This is a genomic window from Arthrobacter sp. BPSS-3, from assembly GCF_044628475.1.
Classification (GTDB): domain Bacteria; phylum Actinomycetota; class Actinomycetes; order Actinomycetales; family Micrococcaceae; genus Arthrobacter.
In genome coordinates this window covers 56870-72214 of the sequence record NZ_JBIMMV010000005.1, presented here as the reverse complement: position 1 = coordinate 72214, position 15345 = coordinate 56870, and the positions used below count along the sequence as shown (strand labels likewise).

General features: G+C 68.8%; 12 protein-coding genes and 1 tRNA gene. 6 read left to right on the top strand and 7 right to left on the bottom strand.

The features are described 5' to 3' along the window. Position 1: 1 nt before the first annotated feature. From ACFVY3_RS09560 to ACFVY3_RS09535, 6 genes are read right to left on the bottom strand one after another with little or no spacing between them, the layout of a single operon-like run. On the bottom strand, positions 2 to 1801 hold the full coding sequence (locus ACFVY3_RS09560) for a protein kinase (protein WP_400159552.1): 1800 nt from the start codon (positions 1799 to 1801) through the stop codon (positions 2 to 4). Continuing rightward, entirely contained in the window at positions 1798 to 3255 is a 1458-nt protein-coding gene (locus ACFVY3_RS09555) for a penicillin-binding protein 2 (RefSeq protein ID WP_364138037.1), read from the bottom strand. The genes ACFVY3_RS09560 and ACFVY3_RS09555 overlap by 4 nt, the downstream gene beginning before the upstream one ends. Next, positions 3252 to 4715, bottom strand: a complete 1464-nt coding sequence (locus tag ACFVY3_RS09550) for an FtsW/RodA/SpoVE family cell cycle protein (protein ID WP_364138035.1) — start codon at positions 4713 to 4715, stop codon at positions 3252 to 3254. The genes ACFVY3_RS09555 and ACFVY3_RS09550 overlap by 4 nt, the downstream gene beginning before the upstream one ends. Further along, complete coding sequence (locus ACFVY3_RS09545; RefSeq protein WP_400159551.1) at positions 4712 to 6448, bottom strand: PP2C family protein-serine/threonine phosphatase; 1737 nt, start codon at positions 6446 to 6448, stop codon at positions 4712 to 4714. Before ACFVY3_RS09545 ends, ACFVY3_RS09550 begins: the two co-directional genes overlap by 4 nt. A gap of 2 nt (positions 6449 to 6450) precedes the next feature. After that, complete coding sequence (locus tag ACFVY3_RS09540) at positions 6451 to 6933, bottom strand: FHA domain-containing protein (protein ID WP_290257087.1); 483 nt, start codon at positions 6931 to 6933, stop codon at positions 6451 to 6453. Further along, positions 6930 to 7670 (bottom strand): DUF3662 and FHA domain-containing protein, encoded by a 741-nt coding sequence (locus tag ACFVY3_RS09535; RefSeq protein ID WP_290257086.1) that lies wholly within the window; start codon positions 7668 to 7670, stop codon positions 6930 to 6932. The genes ACFVY3_RS09540 and ACFVY3_RS09535 overlap by 4 nt, the downstream gene beginning before the upstream one ends. A gap of 420 nt (positions 7671 to 8090) precedes the next feature. On the opposite strand from ACFVY3_RS09535, the gene ACFVY3_RS09530 reads away from it, so the two are divergent. Both ACFVY3_RS09530 and ACFVY3_RS09525 read left to right on the top strand, forming a co-directional pair. Beyond that, positions 8091 to 8173: transfer RNA gene (locus ACFVY3_RS09530), tRNA-Leu, on the top strand. Between the two features lie 188 nt (positions 8174 to 8361). Further along, entirely contained in the window at positions 8362 to 9924 is a 1563-nt protein-coding gene (locus ACFVY3_RS09525; protein WP_400159550.1) for a CehA/McbA family metallohydrolase, read from the top strand. A 19-nt stretch (positions 9925 to 9943) separates the two neighbouring features. Here the strand turns inward: ACFVY3_RS09525 and ACFVY3_RS09520 are convergent, their stop codons facing one another. Next, on the bottom strand, positions 9944 to 10630 hold the full coding sequence (locus ACFVY3_RS09520) for a TetR/AcrR family transcriptional regulator (RefSeq protein ID WP_290257084.1): 687 nt from the start codon (positions 10628 to 10630) through the stop codon (positions 9944 to 9946). Positions 10631 to 10812: 182 nt separating this feature from the next. On the opposite strand from ACFVY3_RS09520, the gene ACFVY3_RS09515 reads away from it, so the two are divergent. The 4 genes from ACFVY3_RS09515 (at position 10813) to ACFVY3_RS09500 (ending at position 15300) form a co-directional block, all read left to right on the top strand. Beyond that, positions 10813 to 12186 (top strand): flavin monoamine oxidase family protein, encoded by a 1374-nt coding sequence (locus ACFVY3_RS09515; RefSeq protein WP_400159549.1) that lies wholly within the window; start codon positions 10813 to 10815, stop codon positions 12184 to 12186. 79 nt (positions 12187 to 12265) lie between these two features. Continuing rightward, the gene (locus ACFVY3_RS09510; RefSeq protein WP_400159548.1) at positions 12266 to 13216 is read left to right on the top strand and encodes a universal stress protein; all 951 of its coding nucleotides are present in this window, start codon (positions 12266 to 12268) and stop codon (positions 13214 to 13216) included. Further along, positions 13213 to 14751, top strand: a complete 1539-nt coding sequence (locus ACFVY3_RS09505; RefSeq protein ID WP_400159547.1) for an APC family permease — start codon at positions 13213 to 13215, stop codon at positions 14749 to 14751. The genes ACFVY3_RS09510 and ACFVY3_RS09505 overlap by 4 nt, the downstream gene beginning before the upstream one ends. Positions 14752 to 14817: 66 nt before the next feature. Beyond that, complete coding sequence (locus ACFVY3_RS09500) at positions 14818 to 15300, top strand: pyridoxamine 5'-phosphate oxidase family protein (RefSeq protein WP_377971057.1); 483 nt, start codon at positions 14818 to 14820, stop codon at positions 15298 to 15300. The last annotated feature ends 45 nt before the right edge of the window (positions 15301 to 15345 follow it).

Below are 15345 nucleotides of genomic sequence, written 5' to 3'. Positions count from 1 at the left end.
CCTACTTGGTGGGGGTGGGGCTGGGGGACGGGGTCTGCGCGGCCGGGGCGGCAGCCAGGTGGTAGGTCACGACCGATCCAGCCTGGACCTGGGTTCCGGACGCCGGTTCGGAGCTGACGAAAGTGCCCTCCTGCTGGTTCTTGGTACCCGGCAGCGGGTCGCCCTTCTGCCAGCGCAGACCGGCGGCCTCGATGGCCTGCTGCACCGACGTTTCGCTGGCGCCCTGCTTGAACTGGGGCACGGCGACCATCTGGGGACCGGATGAGTACGTCACCGTGATCACGTCACCGCGCTGCACCGGCCCGGAGGGGTTGATGTCCGTTACGGTGCCGGGCGTGGACGGATCCGCTACCTGGTTGCCCTTGACCTGCAGCCCCATTCCGATCAGCTGGCTGCGCACGTCGTTGTACTGCCGTCCCAAATATGACTCCGGCACCAGGTTGATGGCAGGCGGTGTGGACACCGTGGGCGTCGCCGAGCTGACGGTCGGCGTCGGCGTGGGGGTGGACGACGTCGGGGCCGCCGTCGTGGACGCCGGCTTGGACGTCGTGGCGGTGGAGGACGGGAACAGGCTGCCGGCCTGCGAGACCACGATCCCGACCAGGACGAAGAGCACCAGCAGGATCAGGGCGATCAGCGGCCAGGTCCATGGGCTGCGGCCGCGGCGCTTGGGCTCCTCCTCCGGCTCATAGCCGTCGTAGTCCTCCTCGTCCTCCTCCGGCAGCCAGTTGCGTTCGGCGGCCAGGGCGTCGGCCCGGTTCAGGGCATTGCGCGCGCCGTAGCCGCTGGCGGCCGCGGCACCCGCAGCCAGCCCCGCGGCGGCGCCGGCACCGGCGGCTCCGACCACGGGCAGGGCGGAGGTGCGGTTGTCCCCGCCGATCACGCCGGTAGCGGCGGTCTGGACGCTCGTGGGAGCGGTGACGGGACCGTTGGTGTCCTCGAAGAGCAGCATGCCGGGGACCGCTGCGTGCGCGGCGGCGATGTCACCGTTGCGGATTGCGTCCGCGGCTTCGGCCAGCTTGATAGCGTCGGCCGGGCGGTTCTTCGGATCCTTGGCGAGCATGGACATCAGCAGCGCCCGGACCGGGCGCGGCAGGGTGTCCGGCAGCGGCGGCGGGGCGTCGTTGACCTGGGCCAGGGCGATGGCGATCTGCGATTCGCCCGAGAACGGCCGGTGGCCGGTCAGGCATTCGTAACCGATGACGCCGAGGGAGTAGATGTCCGAGGCGCCGGTGGCCGTCTGCCCGGTGGCCTGCTCCGGGGCCAGGTACTGGGCGGTGCCCATCACCTGGCCCGTCTGGGTGAGGGGAACCTGGTCCGCCAGGCGGGCGATGCCGAAGTCCGTGACCTTGACCCGGCCGTCCGGCGTGATCAGCAGGTTTCCGGGCTTAATGTCGCGGTGCACCAGGCCCTGGGCGTGCGCCACCGACAATGCCCGGGCGGTCTGCGAGATCATCGACAGCGTCCGCTCCGGCGAGAGCACCTGCTCGTGCTCGATGATGCTGCTCAGCGGCTGGCCGGGCACCAGTTCCATCACCAGGTAGGCCGAGCCCTCCTCCTCGCCGTAGTCGAAGACGTTGGCGATGCCGACGTGGTTGAGCAGGGCGGTGTGCCGAGCCTCGGCCCGGAACCGCTGCAGGAAACCGGGGTCGCCGGTGTATTCCTCCTTGAGGACCTTGATCGCGACGATCCGGCCGAGGATCAGGTCCTTGGCCTTCCAGACCTCGCCCATACCGCCGATCGCAATCCGGGTGGTCAGCTGGAATCTGCCGCCGAGGGTGATACCCGATGAAGGCCTCACTTGTTCAACACCGCCTCAAAAATCTTCTTCGCATTAGGACTGGTTAGCTGTGCTCCGGTGGTGATGTCCACGCCTTGCATGACGATGGTGACAGCCACTTGCGGGTCATTGGCCGGGGCGAACCCGGTAAACCACGAGTTGTTCTTCCCGTCGCCGAGTTCCGCGGTGCCGGTCTTGCCGGCCACCTGGACGCCCGGAACGGCCGCGCCCTTGGCGATGCCGTCGCTGACCACGCTGGCCATCCACTCGCTGATCTGCCGGGCGATCTCCGGCGTCGTGGAGGTCCGCAGTGACTCCGGCTTCGGTTCGTTGATGATCCGCAGATCGGGGGCCCGGAGGGTCTTGATCAGGTTCGGTTTCATTTCGACGCCGCCGTTGGCGATCGCCGAGGTCATCAGGTTGATCTGCAACGGGGTGGCCCGCACGTCGCGCTGGCCGATCGCGGACTGGGCCAGGCCGGCGTCGTCCAGCGGTTCGGTCGGGAAGAAGCTCTTCGCCGAGTCCAGCTTCAGCTGGTCGCCGAAGTCCTGGCCGAAGCCGAACTTGGCCGCCTGGTCCGCGATGGCCTTCTGGCCCAGGTCGAGTGCGATCTTGGCGAAGGGGGTGTTGCAGGACTGCTGCAGGGCGAACGCGAAGGACGCCGTATCCCTGGTGTAGCAGTTGCCGCCGGCGTAGTTCGGCAACTTGTACTGGATGCCGGGAAACGGCAGCTCCGCCGGGTTGGGCAGTTCGCTGTCCTTGTTGTACTTCCCGGAGCCCAGGGCGGCGGCGGTGTCGATGATCTTGAACACCGAGCCGGGTGCCAGCAGCGCGCCGGTGGGGCCGCTGACCGACTGGTTCAGGTTGATGCCCGGGATCTTGTTCAACGCCGTGATGTTCGCGGCCTCGGCGTCGCTGTCCTGGGTCGCCACGAGGTTCGGGTTGTAGGACGGCTTGGACACCATCGCCAGGATGGCGCCGGTCTTCGGGTTGGTCACCACGATCGAGCCGCGCTGGCCGTCCGGAATCAGGTCGTAGGCGAGTTTCTGGATCTTCGGATCCAGGGTCAGCTCCACCGAGGCGCCCTTGGGCTGGTTGCCCAGGAAGAGCTGGCCGACGCGGTCCAGGAACAGCTGGTCCGAGCTGCCGGCGAGCTGCTCATTCATGGCCAGCTCCATGCCGGTCAAGCCATAGTTCCGGGAGAAGTAGCCGGTGACGCCCGCGTAGAGCTCCGGCTGCGTGTAGGTGCGCTGGAACTGGCAGCTTTCACTGCCCGGCACGGACTGGGCGATCGGGGTGCCGCCGACGATGATGGCGCCCCGGTCGTTGCAGTAGTTCTGGATCAGTGTGCGGGTGTTCCAGGCGTTGGCCTTCAGTTCGTCGGCGCCAACCACCTGCACGTAGCTCAGGGCCCCGAAGATCAGCGCGAACATGGCGATCGCGGCGATCCAGGAGTTTCGGATGGCCTGGTTCACAGGGAGGTCACCGCCTCGGTCGGAGCGTCTGGACTGGAAGGTTTGCCGGGCCGGGGCGCGGGGGCGGCCGCGGGCTTCGGCGGGACGGCCGGTGCGTCGGCGCGGGTCTCGGGAGCCTGGCCCGGCGGCAGCGGCGTGGTGTCGACCGGGCCGCGGGCGGTGTGCGAGATCATCAGCAGCAGCCCCACGATGATCCAGTTCGCCAGCAGCGACGAACCGCCGGCGGCCAGGAACGGCGTGGTGAGGCCCGTGAGCGGGATCAACCGGGTGACGCCGCCGATGACGACGAAGCACTGGAGCGCGACGGCGAAGGACAGGCCCGTGGCCAGCAGCTTCCCGAACGCGTCCCGGGTGCCCAGGGCGGCGCGGAAGCCGCGGGTGAAGAGCAGCAGGTACATGAGCACGATTGCGAACAGTCCGATCAGGCCCAGTTCCTCACCGAAGGAGGCGACGATCATGTCGCTGTTTGCGAAGGGGACCAGATTGGGCCGGCCCTGGCCCAGGCCGGTGCCGACGAGGCCGCCGTTGGCCATGCCGAAGAGACCCTCGACAATCTGGCGGCTGCCGCCGAACTCGCGGCCGTAGACCTCCTCCGTGAAGGCGTTCCACCAGCCGTCGATCCGGAGCGCCACGTGGGAGAAGACCTTGGCGGCAGCGAACCCGCCGGCCACCATCAGGACGACGCCGATGATGACCCAGCTGATCCGGCTGGTGGCGACGTAGATCATCACGAGGAACAGACCGAAGAACAGGATGGAGGTGCCCAGGTCGCGCTGGAAGATCAGCACGCCGATGCTGACCAGCCAGGCCGTGATCATCGGGCCCATGTCCTTGATGCGGGGGAACTGCACGGGGCCGACCTTGCGGCCGGCGAGCAGGATGAGGTCCCGGTTCGAGGAAAGATACCCGGCGAAGAATATGGCGAGGGTGATCTTGGCGACCTCGCCGGGCTGGAAGGTCATCGAGCCCAGCTTGATCCAGACGCTGGCGCCTAGTACCTCGCCGGCGGAGATGCCGGGGACGAGCGGGAGGACCAGCAGCACCGCACTCGCGGCGAGCGAGATGTAGGTGAATCGGCGCAGCAGGCGGTGGTCCTTGAGGAAGAACACGACGGCGATGGCGACGGCCATGGCCACCAGCGTCCACCGGAGCTGGTTGTTGCCGGTGTCCTCGCCGACGCGGTCGAGGCGGTGGATCATGGCCAGGCCCAAGCCGTTGAGGGCGATGACCAGCGGAAGTATTACCGGATCGGCATACTTAGCCCGGAACCGCAGCACCAGGTGGAAGGCCAGAGCGGCGGCGGTCAGCAGCCCGGACTGGAACCAGAAGTCTGTGTCGAAGGCCTTCTGCCGGTCCACACCCACGAGGGCGTTGGCGCCGATGCCGACCAGGAGCGCGAGGATCAGCAGGACCAGTTCAACGTTGCGGCGGGGCTTGGGCGTGGGATCGATGGGTGTCATTTTGATCCCTCGCAGTTCGGTGTGGGGGTGGGCCGGGCGGAGCCGGATGGCGCCGGGGCGGCCGCGGAGCCGGACGGTGAAGCGGTCGTCTGCGCACTGGGGCCGGCCGTGCCGGTGGGGCTGGGGCCGGGGGAGGGTGTCAGGCACTCATCGGCGGGGGAGGTCAGGCCGGTGCGTTCCAGGTTCTTCACGATCCGCTGCGCGTCGTACAGGTCCCGGGCCGGGACGGTCTGGCGGACCCGCTGCTGGGAGAACTCGGGCAGGTCGGACATCTTGATGTCGGTGACCGTCTCCAGGGTGGAGAGCGGAATCGGTCCCAGCTGCTGGGAGACGCCGTTGAAGATCGCCACGTGCTGGTTGTGCTCGCCGATGTAGTACCGGGTTTGGGTCCAGGCGTAGCCCAGCCACAGTCCGAGCCCCAGCACAACCGCGATGGCGGCGGCGATCGAGATGGTCAGCCAGCGGCGGCGCTTGACCGGTGGCTTGATTTCGTCGGTTTCCTCGCGGGCCGGATCGGCCTTGTGGGTGAGGACGGTTGCGGCGCGGCGGGCCACGGTGCGGCCGGCGATCGACGGAATGGATCCGCTCTCGGCGGCGGAGGCGGCGGCGCCGACGAGTTCGTGCGGGCGGCTGGACAGTTCTTCACGCAACACCTCGGCGGAGAGGTGCTCGCCGAGGTTGGGATCGGTGGCCGGTGACGGTTCGTCCGCGGCCTTTCCGGCGTCGCCGTCCTTGGCCCCGTCGCCGGTGGTGTCCTTGGAACCGGGCATGCTGGCCGCGTAGGTGCTGCCGGCCGCATCGGCTTCCGCGGCGGCGGTCGCCGCACCGGCGGCTGCGCCGGCAGCAGGCTCGCCGGAGGGCTTGCCGGCGTCGGTCGTCTCGGCGGGCGGCTGCACGGTGGCAGACACGGCTCGGGGCAGCACCACCTCAACTGCGGCGGTGTTGACGTCGTCACCGGTCTGCTCGGCGATGTCGAGCACCACCACGGTCACGTTGTCCGGGGAACCCGCCTCGAGGGTGAGGTCCACCAGCGTTTCGGCGCATTCGCGCAGGCTCTTCGTCTCGCGGATGGTCCGCTCCACGACGTGGCCGGCCACGTAGTTCAGGCCGTCCGAGCAGAGCAGCCAGCGTTCCCCGGGCTGGACGTCGAGGATGTCCAGGTCGAGTTCGGGGCTGGCGTCCACGTCGCCCAGGACGCGCATCAGGACGTTCTTGTGCGGGTGGGTTTCGGCTTCCTCCGGGCGGAGGCGGCCCTCGTCGATGAGCCGCTGCACGAAGGTGTGGTCCACGCTGACCTGCTCGAAGACCCCGTTACGCAGCCGGTAGGCACGGGAGTCGCCGATGTGGGCGAAGTGCAGCTTGCCGCCGGCTAGCAGGAGGGCGGTCACGGTGGTGCCCATGCCGGCGAGCTTCGGGTTCATGTGGACCAGCTCGGAGAGCAGGGAGTTGGCCGTCTGGATCTCGTCGGCCAGGACGGTGTCCGCCTCGCCGGCCGCGGTGTCGTAATCGTCGCGGTCCAGGTGGATCATGTCCAGCACGGTCGCGGCGGAGGCGACGTCACCGCCGGCGTGGCCGCCCATGCCGTCCGCGACGACGGCGAGGTGCCGGCCGACGTAGGCGGAGTCGTCGTTCTTGGAGCGGACGCGGCCGACGTCGGAGCGCGCGGCGTAGCGCATGATGAGCGGCCGCTCCTGGGCAGATGCCTGGTTCGCGGGGGTTTGGGTAGCAGCCACGGCTACGGCCTCAATTCAATGACCGTCTTGCCGATTCGCACGGGGACTCCCAGCTCCACCGGGAGGGCCCGGGTCAGCTGCTGCTCTGCGAGATAAGTGCCGTTGGTGGAACCGAGGTCCTCGATGAACCAGCGGCTGCCCTGCGGGAACAGGCGGGCGTGCCGGCCGGAGGCATAGTCGTCCTCGAGGACCAGGGTGGCTTCCTGCGCGCGGCCCAGCAGGATGGGGCTGGCCGCCAGCGGCAGGGTGGTGCCCTTGAGGGGACCCTCCGTCACTACGAGCTGGCGGGCCTGCTGCTTCACCGGCGCCGGTGCGGGCTCGGCCAGGGACGGGTTGCGGCGTACCTGCCGGGCGGTGGGGGCACCGGCGGCGGCCTTCCGGCCGATCATCAGGTCGCGCCGCATGGCCGAGACAATGCTGAAGATGAGGACCCAGAGCAGGATGAGGAAGCCAAACCGCAGGGCCGTTATGGTCAGTTCGCTCACGGGCGGCCGCCCTGGCTGGGGGGCAGAAGGCGGAAGATGATCTTGGTCCGTCCCATGGTGATGGTGGCGCCGTCGGAGAGTTCCGCGGAGCCGACTACTTTGTGTCCGTCGACGTAGCTGCCGTTGGTGGAACCCAGGTCGATGGCCTGGGCCGTGCCGTGGCCGGACCGGATTTCCAGGTGCCGGCGCGAGACGCCAGTGTCATCGATCAGGATGTCCGCCTCCGAGGAGCGGCCGAGGACGACCGAGGGCGCATTCAGCGAATACCGCTGGCCGTTGATGTCGAGCACCGGCTGCAGGTTCGCCGCGGGCTGCCGTGGCGGCGTGACCGGCATCGGCGCGGGCGCGGCGGCCTGGGCCCCGCCGGACTTTTCGGTCCGGGAGGTGATGTCGAAGTCGCCTGCCTTGCGGTCGCCGTCGTGGCGGAAGCTGATCCGCACGGGACCCTGCAGGGTGTAGCCCTGGCTGCGGACGTGGTTGATGACGACGTCGCACAGTTCTTCGGCCAGCGGGGTTCCCCATTCCTGGGCCCGTTCGAAATCGTCGCCGCTGAGCAGTACATCGAAGACGTTGGGGGCCAGTGTGCGGCCGGCGGCGATGGTGATGGCCTTATCGTCCACCTCGCGGCGGAGGTGGCTGGCGATCTCGACCGGCTCTACCCGCGCTCGGGAACCGGTGGAGAAGACGCCGCGGACGGCCTTTTCAATGCCGCGCTCGACCTTGTCCAGCAAGCCCATGGTCCCTCTCCTTTCCTGACAGCTGCGGGGCAGCGTTTTGTTCCGGAACTCGGTTTCCAACTAACGCGGGAGTCCGCCGGGATCGGGCACTCCTACATCAGATACTACTGTCCATGGCTGGGAATGGCCTTAATGCGGCCCGCCGTCGGGGCTGTTATTCCTCGGGTCGCCACCGTCGCTGACGTGGGCGGATGCCCGTCAGGGCGGCAGTGTGACGGCGGCCGGACGGGGCGGACAGCCGCCCGGCGGCGGGCCTGGAAAGCGGGTGCACGGCGGTCGAAAATGGCCCCTTGAGACGCCTCCAGGAGGGGCTGAAACGACCGATTAGTGTTTTCCCGCAGGTGTCCGTTATGCTTGATCTCGCTGCTTTCACGAGGCGGAGGTTCCGGAAACGGACTACCGCCGAGCGGAAGAAGTTGCGCGCGAGTGGCGGAACGGCAGACGCGCTGGCTTCAGGTGCCAGTGTCCGAAAGGGCGTGGGGGTTCAAATCCCCCCTCGCGCACGCATTCAAAGAACCCCGGTCTTAGGACCGGGGTTCTTTTGTTTTTCCGGCGCGGTCCCCTTCGGCGGGCCGCTCCCGCAGCGAGACTTTGCCCGGAGACGCCAGACGGCCGTATTCCCAGCGGACGTTCACATCCCGGCCAACCCGTGACCCCCGGAAGTTCAGCTGCCGCCGTGAGCATGGTCCGCGTGACTTCACCATGCAAGGCCCACGAGGCCATCACCCCCGCTCTTTCTCCCAGCCGCCGAGGCTTCCTCGCCGCCGCCATGACCGGCGCGGCCCTGACGCTGGCCCCCATGAACTTCGCGGCCGCCGCCGACGGCAGCGCCACCACCAAAACCCTCACCGGCCACCTCAATCCCGGTGCCGCCGACTTCGTCTACCTGCCGGTCGAGGTCCCCGCCGGGGTCAACAAGATCAGCGTCAGCTACAGCTACAGCAAGCCCTCCGTCGCCGCCGGCCTGCTGAACAACGCCTGCGACATCGGCGTCTTCGACGAGAAGGGCACCGCACTGTCCGGTAAGGGATTCCGTGGCTGGTCCGGCGGATTCCGGACCGAATTCTTCATCAGCGCCGCCGAAGCCACCCCCGGCTACCTGCCCGGCCCCGTGGGAAAGGGCACCTGGAACATCGCGCTCGGCCCCTACCAGGTGGCCGAACAGGGCATGGACTACACCGTCACTGTCACCTTGGACTTCGGCCCGGACGCCGCACCCTACCGTCCGCAATATCCGCCGCAGCAGGTGGCCGGCAAGGGACCGGGCTGGTACCGCGGCGACGCGCACCTGCACACCGTCTACTCCGACGGCAAGCGCACCCCCGAGGAAGTGGCCGCGGGTGCCCGTGCCGGCCGCCTGGACTTCGTGATCAGCACCGACCACAACACCCCGGCCTCACACGGCGCCTGGGGCCCGCTGGCCGGAAACGACCTGCTCATCCTCACCGGCGAGGAGGTCACCACCCGCAACGGCCATTACCTGGCGCTGGGGCTGGAACCGGGCGACTGGATCGACTGGCGCTACCGCGCCCGGGACAAGGGCTTCGAACAGGAGGCGCAGCACATCCACGCCTCCGGCGGCCTGGTGGTCCCCGCCCACCCCTACTGCCCCTACGTGGCCTGCCGCTGGAAGTTCGGCTACGCCGACGCCGACGCCGTCGAGGTCTGGACCGGCCCGTGGACCGCCGATGACGAGTACGCCATCAACACCTGGGACTCGATGCTGGCCCAGTCTGCCCGCACCGGCGGCCGCTGGCTGCCCGCCATGGGCAACAGCGACGCCCACAGCGCACCGCAGGTGATCGGCCTCCCGCACAACGTGGTCTACGCCAATGCCCTGTCCCGGGACGGCGTGCTGGAAGGCATCCGCACCGGGCGCAGCTGGATCGCCGAATCCGCGGACATCACCGTCGACTTCGGCGTCGCCGTCGGCGGCCGCACCGCCGGCGTGGGCGAGCGGATCGCGGCGGCCCCGGACGCGCGGGTCACCGTCACGGCCAAGGTCTCCGGCGTCGCCAACGGCGTGGTCCGGTTCATTACCGACGAGGGCCAGACCCAGCAGTTCACCCTCCCCGCCTCCGGGACCGGCACCTGCACCTGGCTGACGACGCCGCAGCTCGCGGCCTACATCCGGGTGGAGGTCCGGCACCCGCTGCCCGACGGGACGGCCAGCAACGGAACGGCGATGGGCACCACGCTCCAGCTCGGTCCCATGGCGGCGCTGACCAACCCGGTGTTCTTGGACGCCAAGTAGCCCGCCCGGAAGGCTGCGCCTAGGATCTCAGGGCGCCGAAGCCCGCGATCAGCGCCTCCAGACCCAGGCTGAAGGCGGTGTCCGCCTGGTTGGCGTAGCCTTCCGTGCCCAGGCTGGCGACGGCGGCGGTGAAGTTCGGCGTCGACGCGGCGAGGCTGCCGGCGTCGAAAATGTCCGCCGGCGCCGTGACGTCGTAGGCCGAACCGAAGATAAAGGACTCCAGTGCCACGATGGCCGCGACGATCCGGTCCTGCGGGAAGCCCGCGCGGCGGAAACCGGCGCTGACCGCCTCGTACATGGCCAGGGTCTTCGGCGCGTCCGCCACCGGCAGCACGGCAATGACCGGAATCAGCGGGGTGTGCCGGGAGAACACGTCCCGGTAGCTCCAGGCCCATTCCCGCACGGCCTGCTCCCAGGGCAGGGTCTCGAACGCCGAGACATCGACGAACGAGGTCAGGTGGTCCTGCACTAGCACCAGCACCTCGCGCTTGGAGGCCACGTGGTTGTACAGGGCCGACGGCGCCACGTTGAGCGTTTTCGCCAGGGCGGCCATGGTGAACCCGTCGTAGCCACTCTTGCGCACCAGTTGCAGGGCCGCCGCGGTGATGCCGTCCTGGTCCAGGACCGCGGCGGCGGGGCGGCCGACGCGGCGGCGCGAGACCGCCGGGCGGTGCGGTTCCGTGGTGGCGTTGCTGGCTGCCGGCATGCCCTGCCCTTCTCTTCCTGCGGATCCGGGAAGCTCCCGGCGGGTGTCCTCTGGATTATTCCACCGACGGCAACCTTGCGCCGGGGTCTTCCCTCCGCGCCCCTCCGGCGTTATAGTCGTCACTAAATGAATGGCATTCATTTAGTGGTTCGCATCACTCAGCGGACCCCGGAGAGGACATCATGCTGGAATTTGACCGCGACGTCGCCATTGTCGGAGCCGGCCCCGCGGGCCTGACCGCGGCCCGTGAACTGCGGAAGGCCGGGCTGAGCGTGGCCGTGCTGGAGGCCCGGGACCGCGTGGGCGGCCGGACCTGGACCAACACCATCGACGGCGCCATGCTGGAGATCGGCGGCCAGTGGGTCTCCCCGGACCAGACCGCCCTCCTGGAACTGCTGGACGAACTCGGGCTCGAAACCTACGACCGCTACCGCGACGGCCGGGCCGTCTACCTCGGAGCGGACGGCAAGCGCACCCTCTACACCGGCGACACCTTCCCGGTCAGCGAGACGACGGCGGCCGAGATGGCCAAGCTGACCGAACTGCTGGACACCCTCGCCGCCGAGATCGGCCCCACCGAGCCGTGGGCCCACCCCAAGGCCCGCGAGCTGGACACCATCTCCTTCCACCACTGGCTCCGCCAGAACTCCACCGACGAGGAAGCCTGCAACAACATTGGCCTCTTCATCGCCGGCGGCATGCTCACCAAGCCGGCACACGCGTTCTCCGCCCTGCAGGCCGTGCTGATGGCAGCGTCGGCCGGCTCCTTCACCCACCTCACCGACGAGGACTTTATCCTGGACAAGCGCGTGGTGGGCGGCATGCAGCAGGTCTCCGTGCTCCAGGCGGCGGAACTGGGCGACGACGTCGTCCTCTCCAGCCCGGTACGCAGCATCACCTGGGCGGACGACACCGCCACCGTGGTCTCCGACCGTGCCACCGTCACCGCGCGCTACGTCATCATGGCCGTCCCGCCGAACCTGTACTCCCGCGTCTCCTACGACCCGCCGCTGCCGCGCCGCCAGCACCAGATGCACCAGCACCAGTCCCTGGGCCTGGTCATCAAGGTCCACGCCGTCTACAGCTCGCCGTTCTGGCGCGAGGAGGGCCTCTCCGGCACCTGCTTCGGCGCCGACGCCCTGGTCCAGGAGGTCTACGACAACACCAACCACGAGGACCCGCGCGGGACCCTGGTGGGCTTCGTCTCGGATGAAAAGGCGGACGCCATGTTCGAACTCAGCGCCGAGGACCGCCGCCGCGCCATCCTCGAATCGATCGCCGGGTTCCTGGGCCCGAAGGCGCTGGAACCGGAGGTTTACTACGAATCCGACTGGGGCTCGGAGGAGTGGACCCGCGGAGCCTATGCCGCCAGCTACGACCTGGGCGGCCTGCACCGCTACGGCAAGGACCAGCACGCCCCCGTCGGTCCCATCTACTGGGCCTCCTCCGACCTCGCGGCCGAGGGATACCAGCACGTCGACGGCGCCATCCGGATGGGCCGCCAGGTGGCCGCCCGCATCGTCGCCGCCGCCGACCGGCTCCCGGCCGGCCGCTGACCCGGCGCGCCACCCCGTGACCCAGCTTGTGACCCGGCTTGTGACCCAGTCCAGCACCCAACCAGAGAGGTCGGTCAGTATGCGATATGTAGTGGGATATTCCGCGAACGCCAGAGGCCGCGACGCCGTCAACCTGGCCGTCTCCCTGGCCCGTGGCCGCGGGGCCGCCCTGGACCTCGTCGTCGCCATTCCGGAGGCCGCGCCGTTCAACGCCGCGCACGCTCCCGCCGCCGGCTACGACAACTACCTGCACCAGCAGGCGCAGGAATGGCTCGACGAGGGGCTGCGGCTGATCCCCGCGGACGTGCCCGCCTCGGCGCACATCCGCAGCGGCGAATCCGACGCCCAGACCCTGATCGATGCCTGCGAGGAGTTCGGCGCGGACATGCTGGTCATCGGCGCCACCAGCAACGGGCTTTTCAAACGGTTCACCGTGGGCTCCGTGGCCGGCGCCCTGCTGCACGCCGCCACCGTGCCGGTGGCCCTCGCCCCGCACGGCTACCACCGGCGCGAAGCGCTGACCCGGGTCAGCTGCGGGCTGGGCGACCGGCCCGGCGCCGAGGAACTGCTGGACTACGCCGTGTCGATGGCCACCAACCGGCACGTCCCGCTGCGCGTCGTCTCGCTGCTCACCCTCGACGAGGGCGACTCGGCCGAGGCCGCGGAAACCGCCCGCGCCTACGCCGCCCGCCACCTCGCCGCCGCCCTGCCGTCCATCGGCACTGCGGGGGAGTCCGGCAGCCCCGGCGCCGACGGCGGGCCCGCAGCGGCCGCCCACCCCTCCGACGTCGTCGTGGCCCAGGGCCGCAGCGTCGAGGAGGCCGTGGACCGGCTCGACTGGGAGGACGGCGAAATCCTGCTGATCGGCTCCAGCCGGCTGGCCCGGCACCGCTCCATCTTCCTGGGCAGCACCGCCAACCGGATCCTGCGCGCCCTGCCGGTTCCCATGATCGTGGTCCCCAGCGACTACGAGCTCAAGAGCCCGTCCCATTCACCGTTGAATGACCCATCCCGAGAGGCACAAGCATGAGCATCAAACACGCGACGTCCGGCGCCGCCGGCACCGTGCAGCAGCACGGTCTGAGCGAGAAGGGATTGAAGGCCGGCTCGGTGGGCCTGATCGGGGCCGTGGTCATCGGCGTTTCCTGCATCGCCCCCGCCTACACCCTCACCGCCGCGCTCGGCCCGACCGTCTCCGAGGTGGGTGTCCACCTCCCGGCAATCTTCCTGGTGGGCTTCATTCCCATGCTGCTGGTGGCCCTGGGCTACCGCGAGCTGAACAACGCCATGCCCGACGCCGGCACCTCCTTCACCTGGGCCTCCCGGGCTTTCGGACCGTGGATCGGCTGGATGGGCGGCTGGGGCCTGATCGCGGCCACCATCATCGTGCTCTCCAACCTGGCCGCCGTCGCCGTCGACTTCTTCTATCTGATGCTCGCCCAGATCTTCAACAACCCCGAACTGGGCGACCTGACCAAGGTGCTGCCGCTGAACATCGCCACCACCCTGGTCTTCATCGCCCTTGCCTGCTGGATCTCCTACCGCGGCATGGAAACCACCAAGACCGTGCAGTACGTCCTGGTGGGCTTCCAGCTGCTGGTGCTGGGCTGGTTCGCCATTGCGGCGTTCAGCCACGTGGCCAACGGCACCGCCTTCGACGCCACCGCGATCGCCCCGGACTGGTTCAACCCGTTCGCCGTCGAATCCTTCTCCGCCTTCGCCGCCGGCGTCTCACTCTCGATCTTCATCTACTGGGGCTGGGACGTCACCCTGACCATGAACGAGGAGACCCGCAACCCGGAGAAGACGCCGGGCCGCGCCGCCACCGTCACCGTCCTGGTGATCGTGATCATCTACATGACGGTCGCACTGGCCACCCTGGCGTTCGCCGGCGTCGGCGAGGAAGGCCTGGGTGCCGGCAACCCCGAGAACCAGGGCAGCATCTTCGCGGTCCTCGCCGGACCGGTCATGGGCCCCTTCGCGATCCTGATGTCCCTGGCCATCCTCAGCAGCTCCGCGGCCTCCCTGCAGTCCACCTTCGTCTCGCCGGCCCGCACGCTGCTCTCGATGGGCCACTACCGGGCGCTGCCGGCAAAGTTCGGCACCATCAGCCCCAGCTACAAGTCCCCGAGCTTCGCCACGATCGCCTCCGCGGCCGCGGCCGCCGGGTTCTACGTCATCACCCGCACCCTGTCCGAGAACGCCCTCTGGGACACCATCACCGCGCTGGGCATGATGATCTGCTTCTACTACGGCATCACCGCCCTGGCCTGCGTCTGGTTCTTCCGCGCACAGGCGTTCCGCGGCGCGCACTCCTTCGTCTTTAAGTTCCTGGCACCCCTGCTGGGCGGCGTGATCCTGCTGGTCATGTTCTTCAAGACCGCCTACGACTCGATGGACCCGGAGTACGGCTCAGGCTCCTCGATCGGCGGCCTGGGGCTGGTGTTCATCCTGGGCATGGGCGTCATCCTGCTGGGGGTGGTCCTGATGCTGGTGATGGCCAGGCTCCGGCCGGAGTTCTTCCGTGGCCAGGTGCTCTCCCGCGGACGGCAGCTTGAAAACTAAGCACCCTTATCAATAGGCTGGCGGCAGGAGGACTTCCCTCCGGACTTCTCAAGACGAGGTGAGCACATGTCGGACGCGCAGGACATCAGCAAGGTGACGGACATCATCAACCATTCCCGGATCGGAATGTTCACCACCATCAACGAAAAGAACGCCCTGGTCAGCCGTCCGCTGGCGGTCCAGGATGTGGAGAACGACGGCGACATGTGGTTCTTCACGTCGCAGGACACCTCCCAGGTGGCCCACGTGAAGGCCAACCCCGCCGTGAACGTCTCCTTCGGCAAGGGCACTGAGTGGGTTTCCGTGGCCGGGACCGCGGAACTGGTCACCGACCGCCAGGAAATCCGCGACCGCTGGAACCAGGCCGTCGAGGCCTGGTTCCCGGACGGCCCGGAAACCCCCGGCGTGGTCCTGCTCCGGGTCGACTCGGACTCCGCCGAGTACTGGACCAGCCCAGGCGGCACCGCGGCCACCGTGCTGCAGTGGGTCAAGTCCAAGGTCACCAACAGCCGGATGAGCGTGGGCGAGAGCGGCACCGTCGAGCTGTAGCTCTTACGGCCCCGAACCACGACGGCGGGGGGTCCGGTCTGATGA

What these genes read in the sequence shown, in the direction of transcription:
- ACFVY3_RS09550 (WP_364138035.1), bottom strand. Translation starts at nt 4,715, where the DNA reads ATGACACCCATCGATCCCACGCCCAAGCCCCGCCGCAACGTTGAACTG.
- ACFVY3_RS09510 (WP_400159548.1), top strand. Translation starts at nt 12,266, where the DNA reads ATGCGATATGTAGTGGGATATTCCGCGAACGCCAGAGGCCGCGACGCC.
- ACFVY3_RS09505 (WP_400159547.1), top strand. Translation starts at nt 13,213, where the DNA reads ATGAGCATCAAACACGCGACGTCCGGCGCCGCCGGCACCGTGCAGCAG.
- ACFVY3_RS09515 (WP_400159549.1), top strand. Translation starts at nt 10,813, where the DNA reads ATGCTGGAATTTGACCGCGACGTCGCCATTGTCGGAGCCGGCCCCGCG.
- ACFVY3_RS09520 (WP_290257084.1), bottom strand. Translation starts at nt 10,630, where the DNA reads ATGCCGGCAGCCAGCAACGCCACCACGGAACCGCACCGCCCGGCGGTC.
- ACFVY3_RS09500 (WP_377971057.1), top strand. Translation starts at nt 14,818, where the DNA reads ATGTCGGACGCGCAGGACATCAGCAAGGTGACGGACATCATCAACCAT.
- ACFVY3_RS09535 (WP_290257086.1), bottom strand. Translation starts at nt 7,670, where the DNA reads ATGGGCTTGCTGGACAAGGTCGAGCGCGGCATTGAAAAGGCCGTCCGC.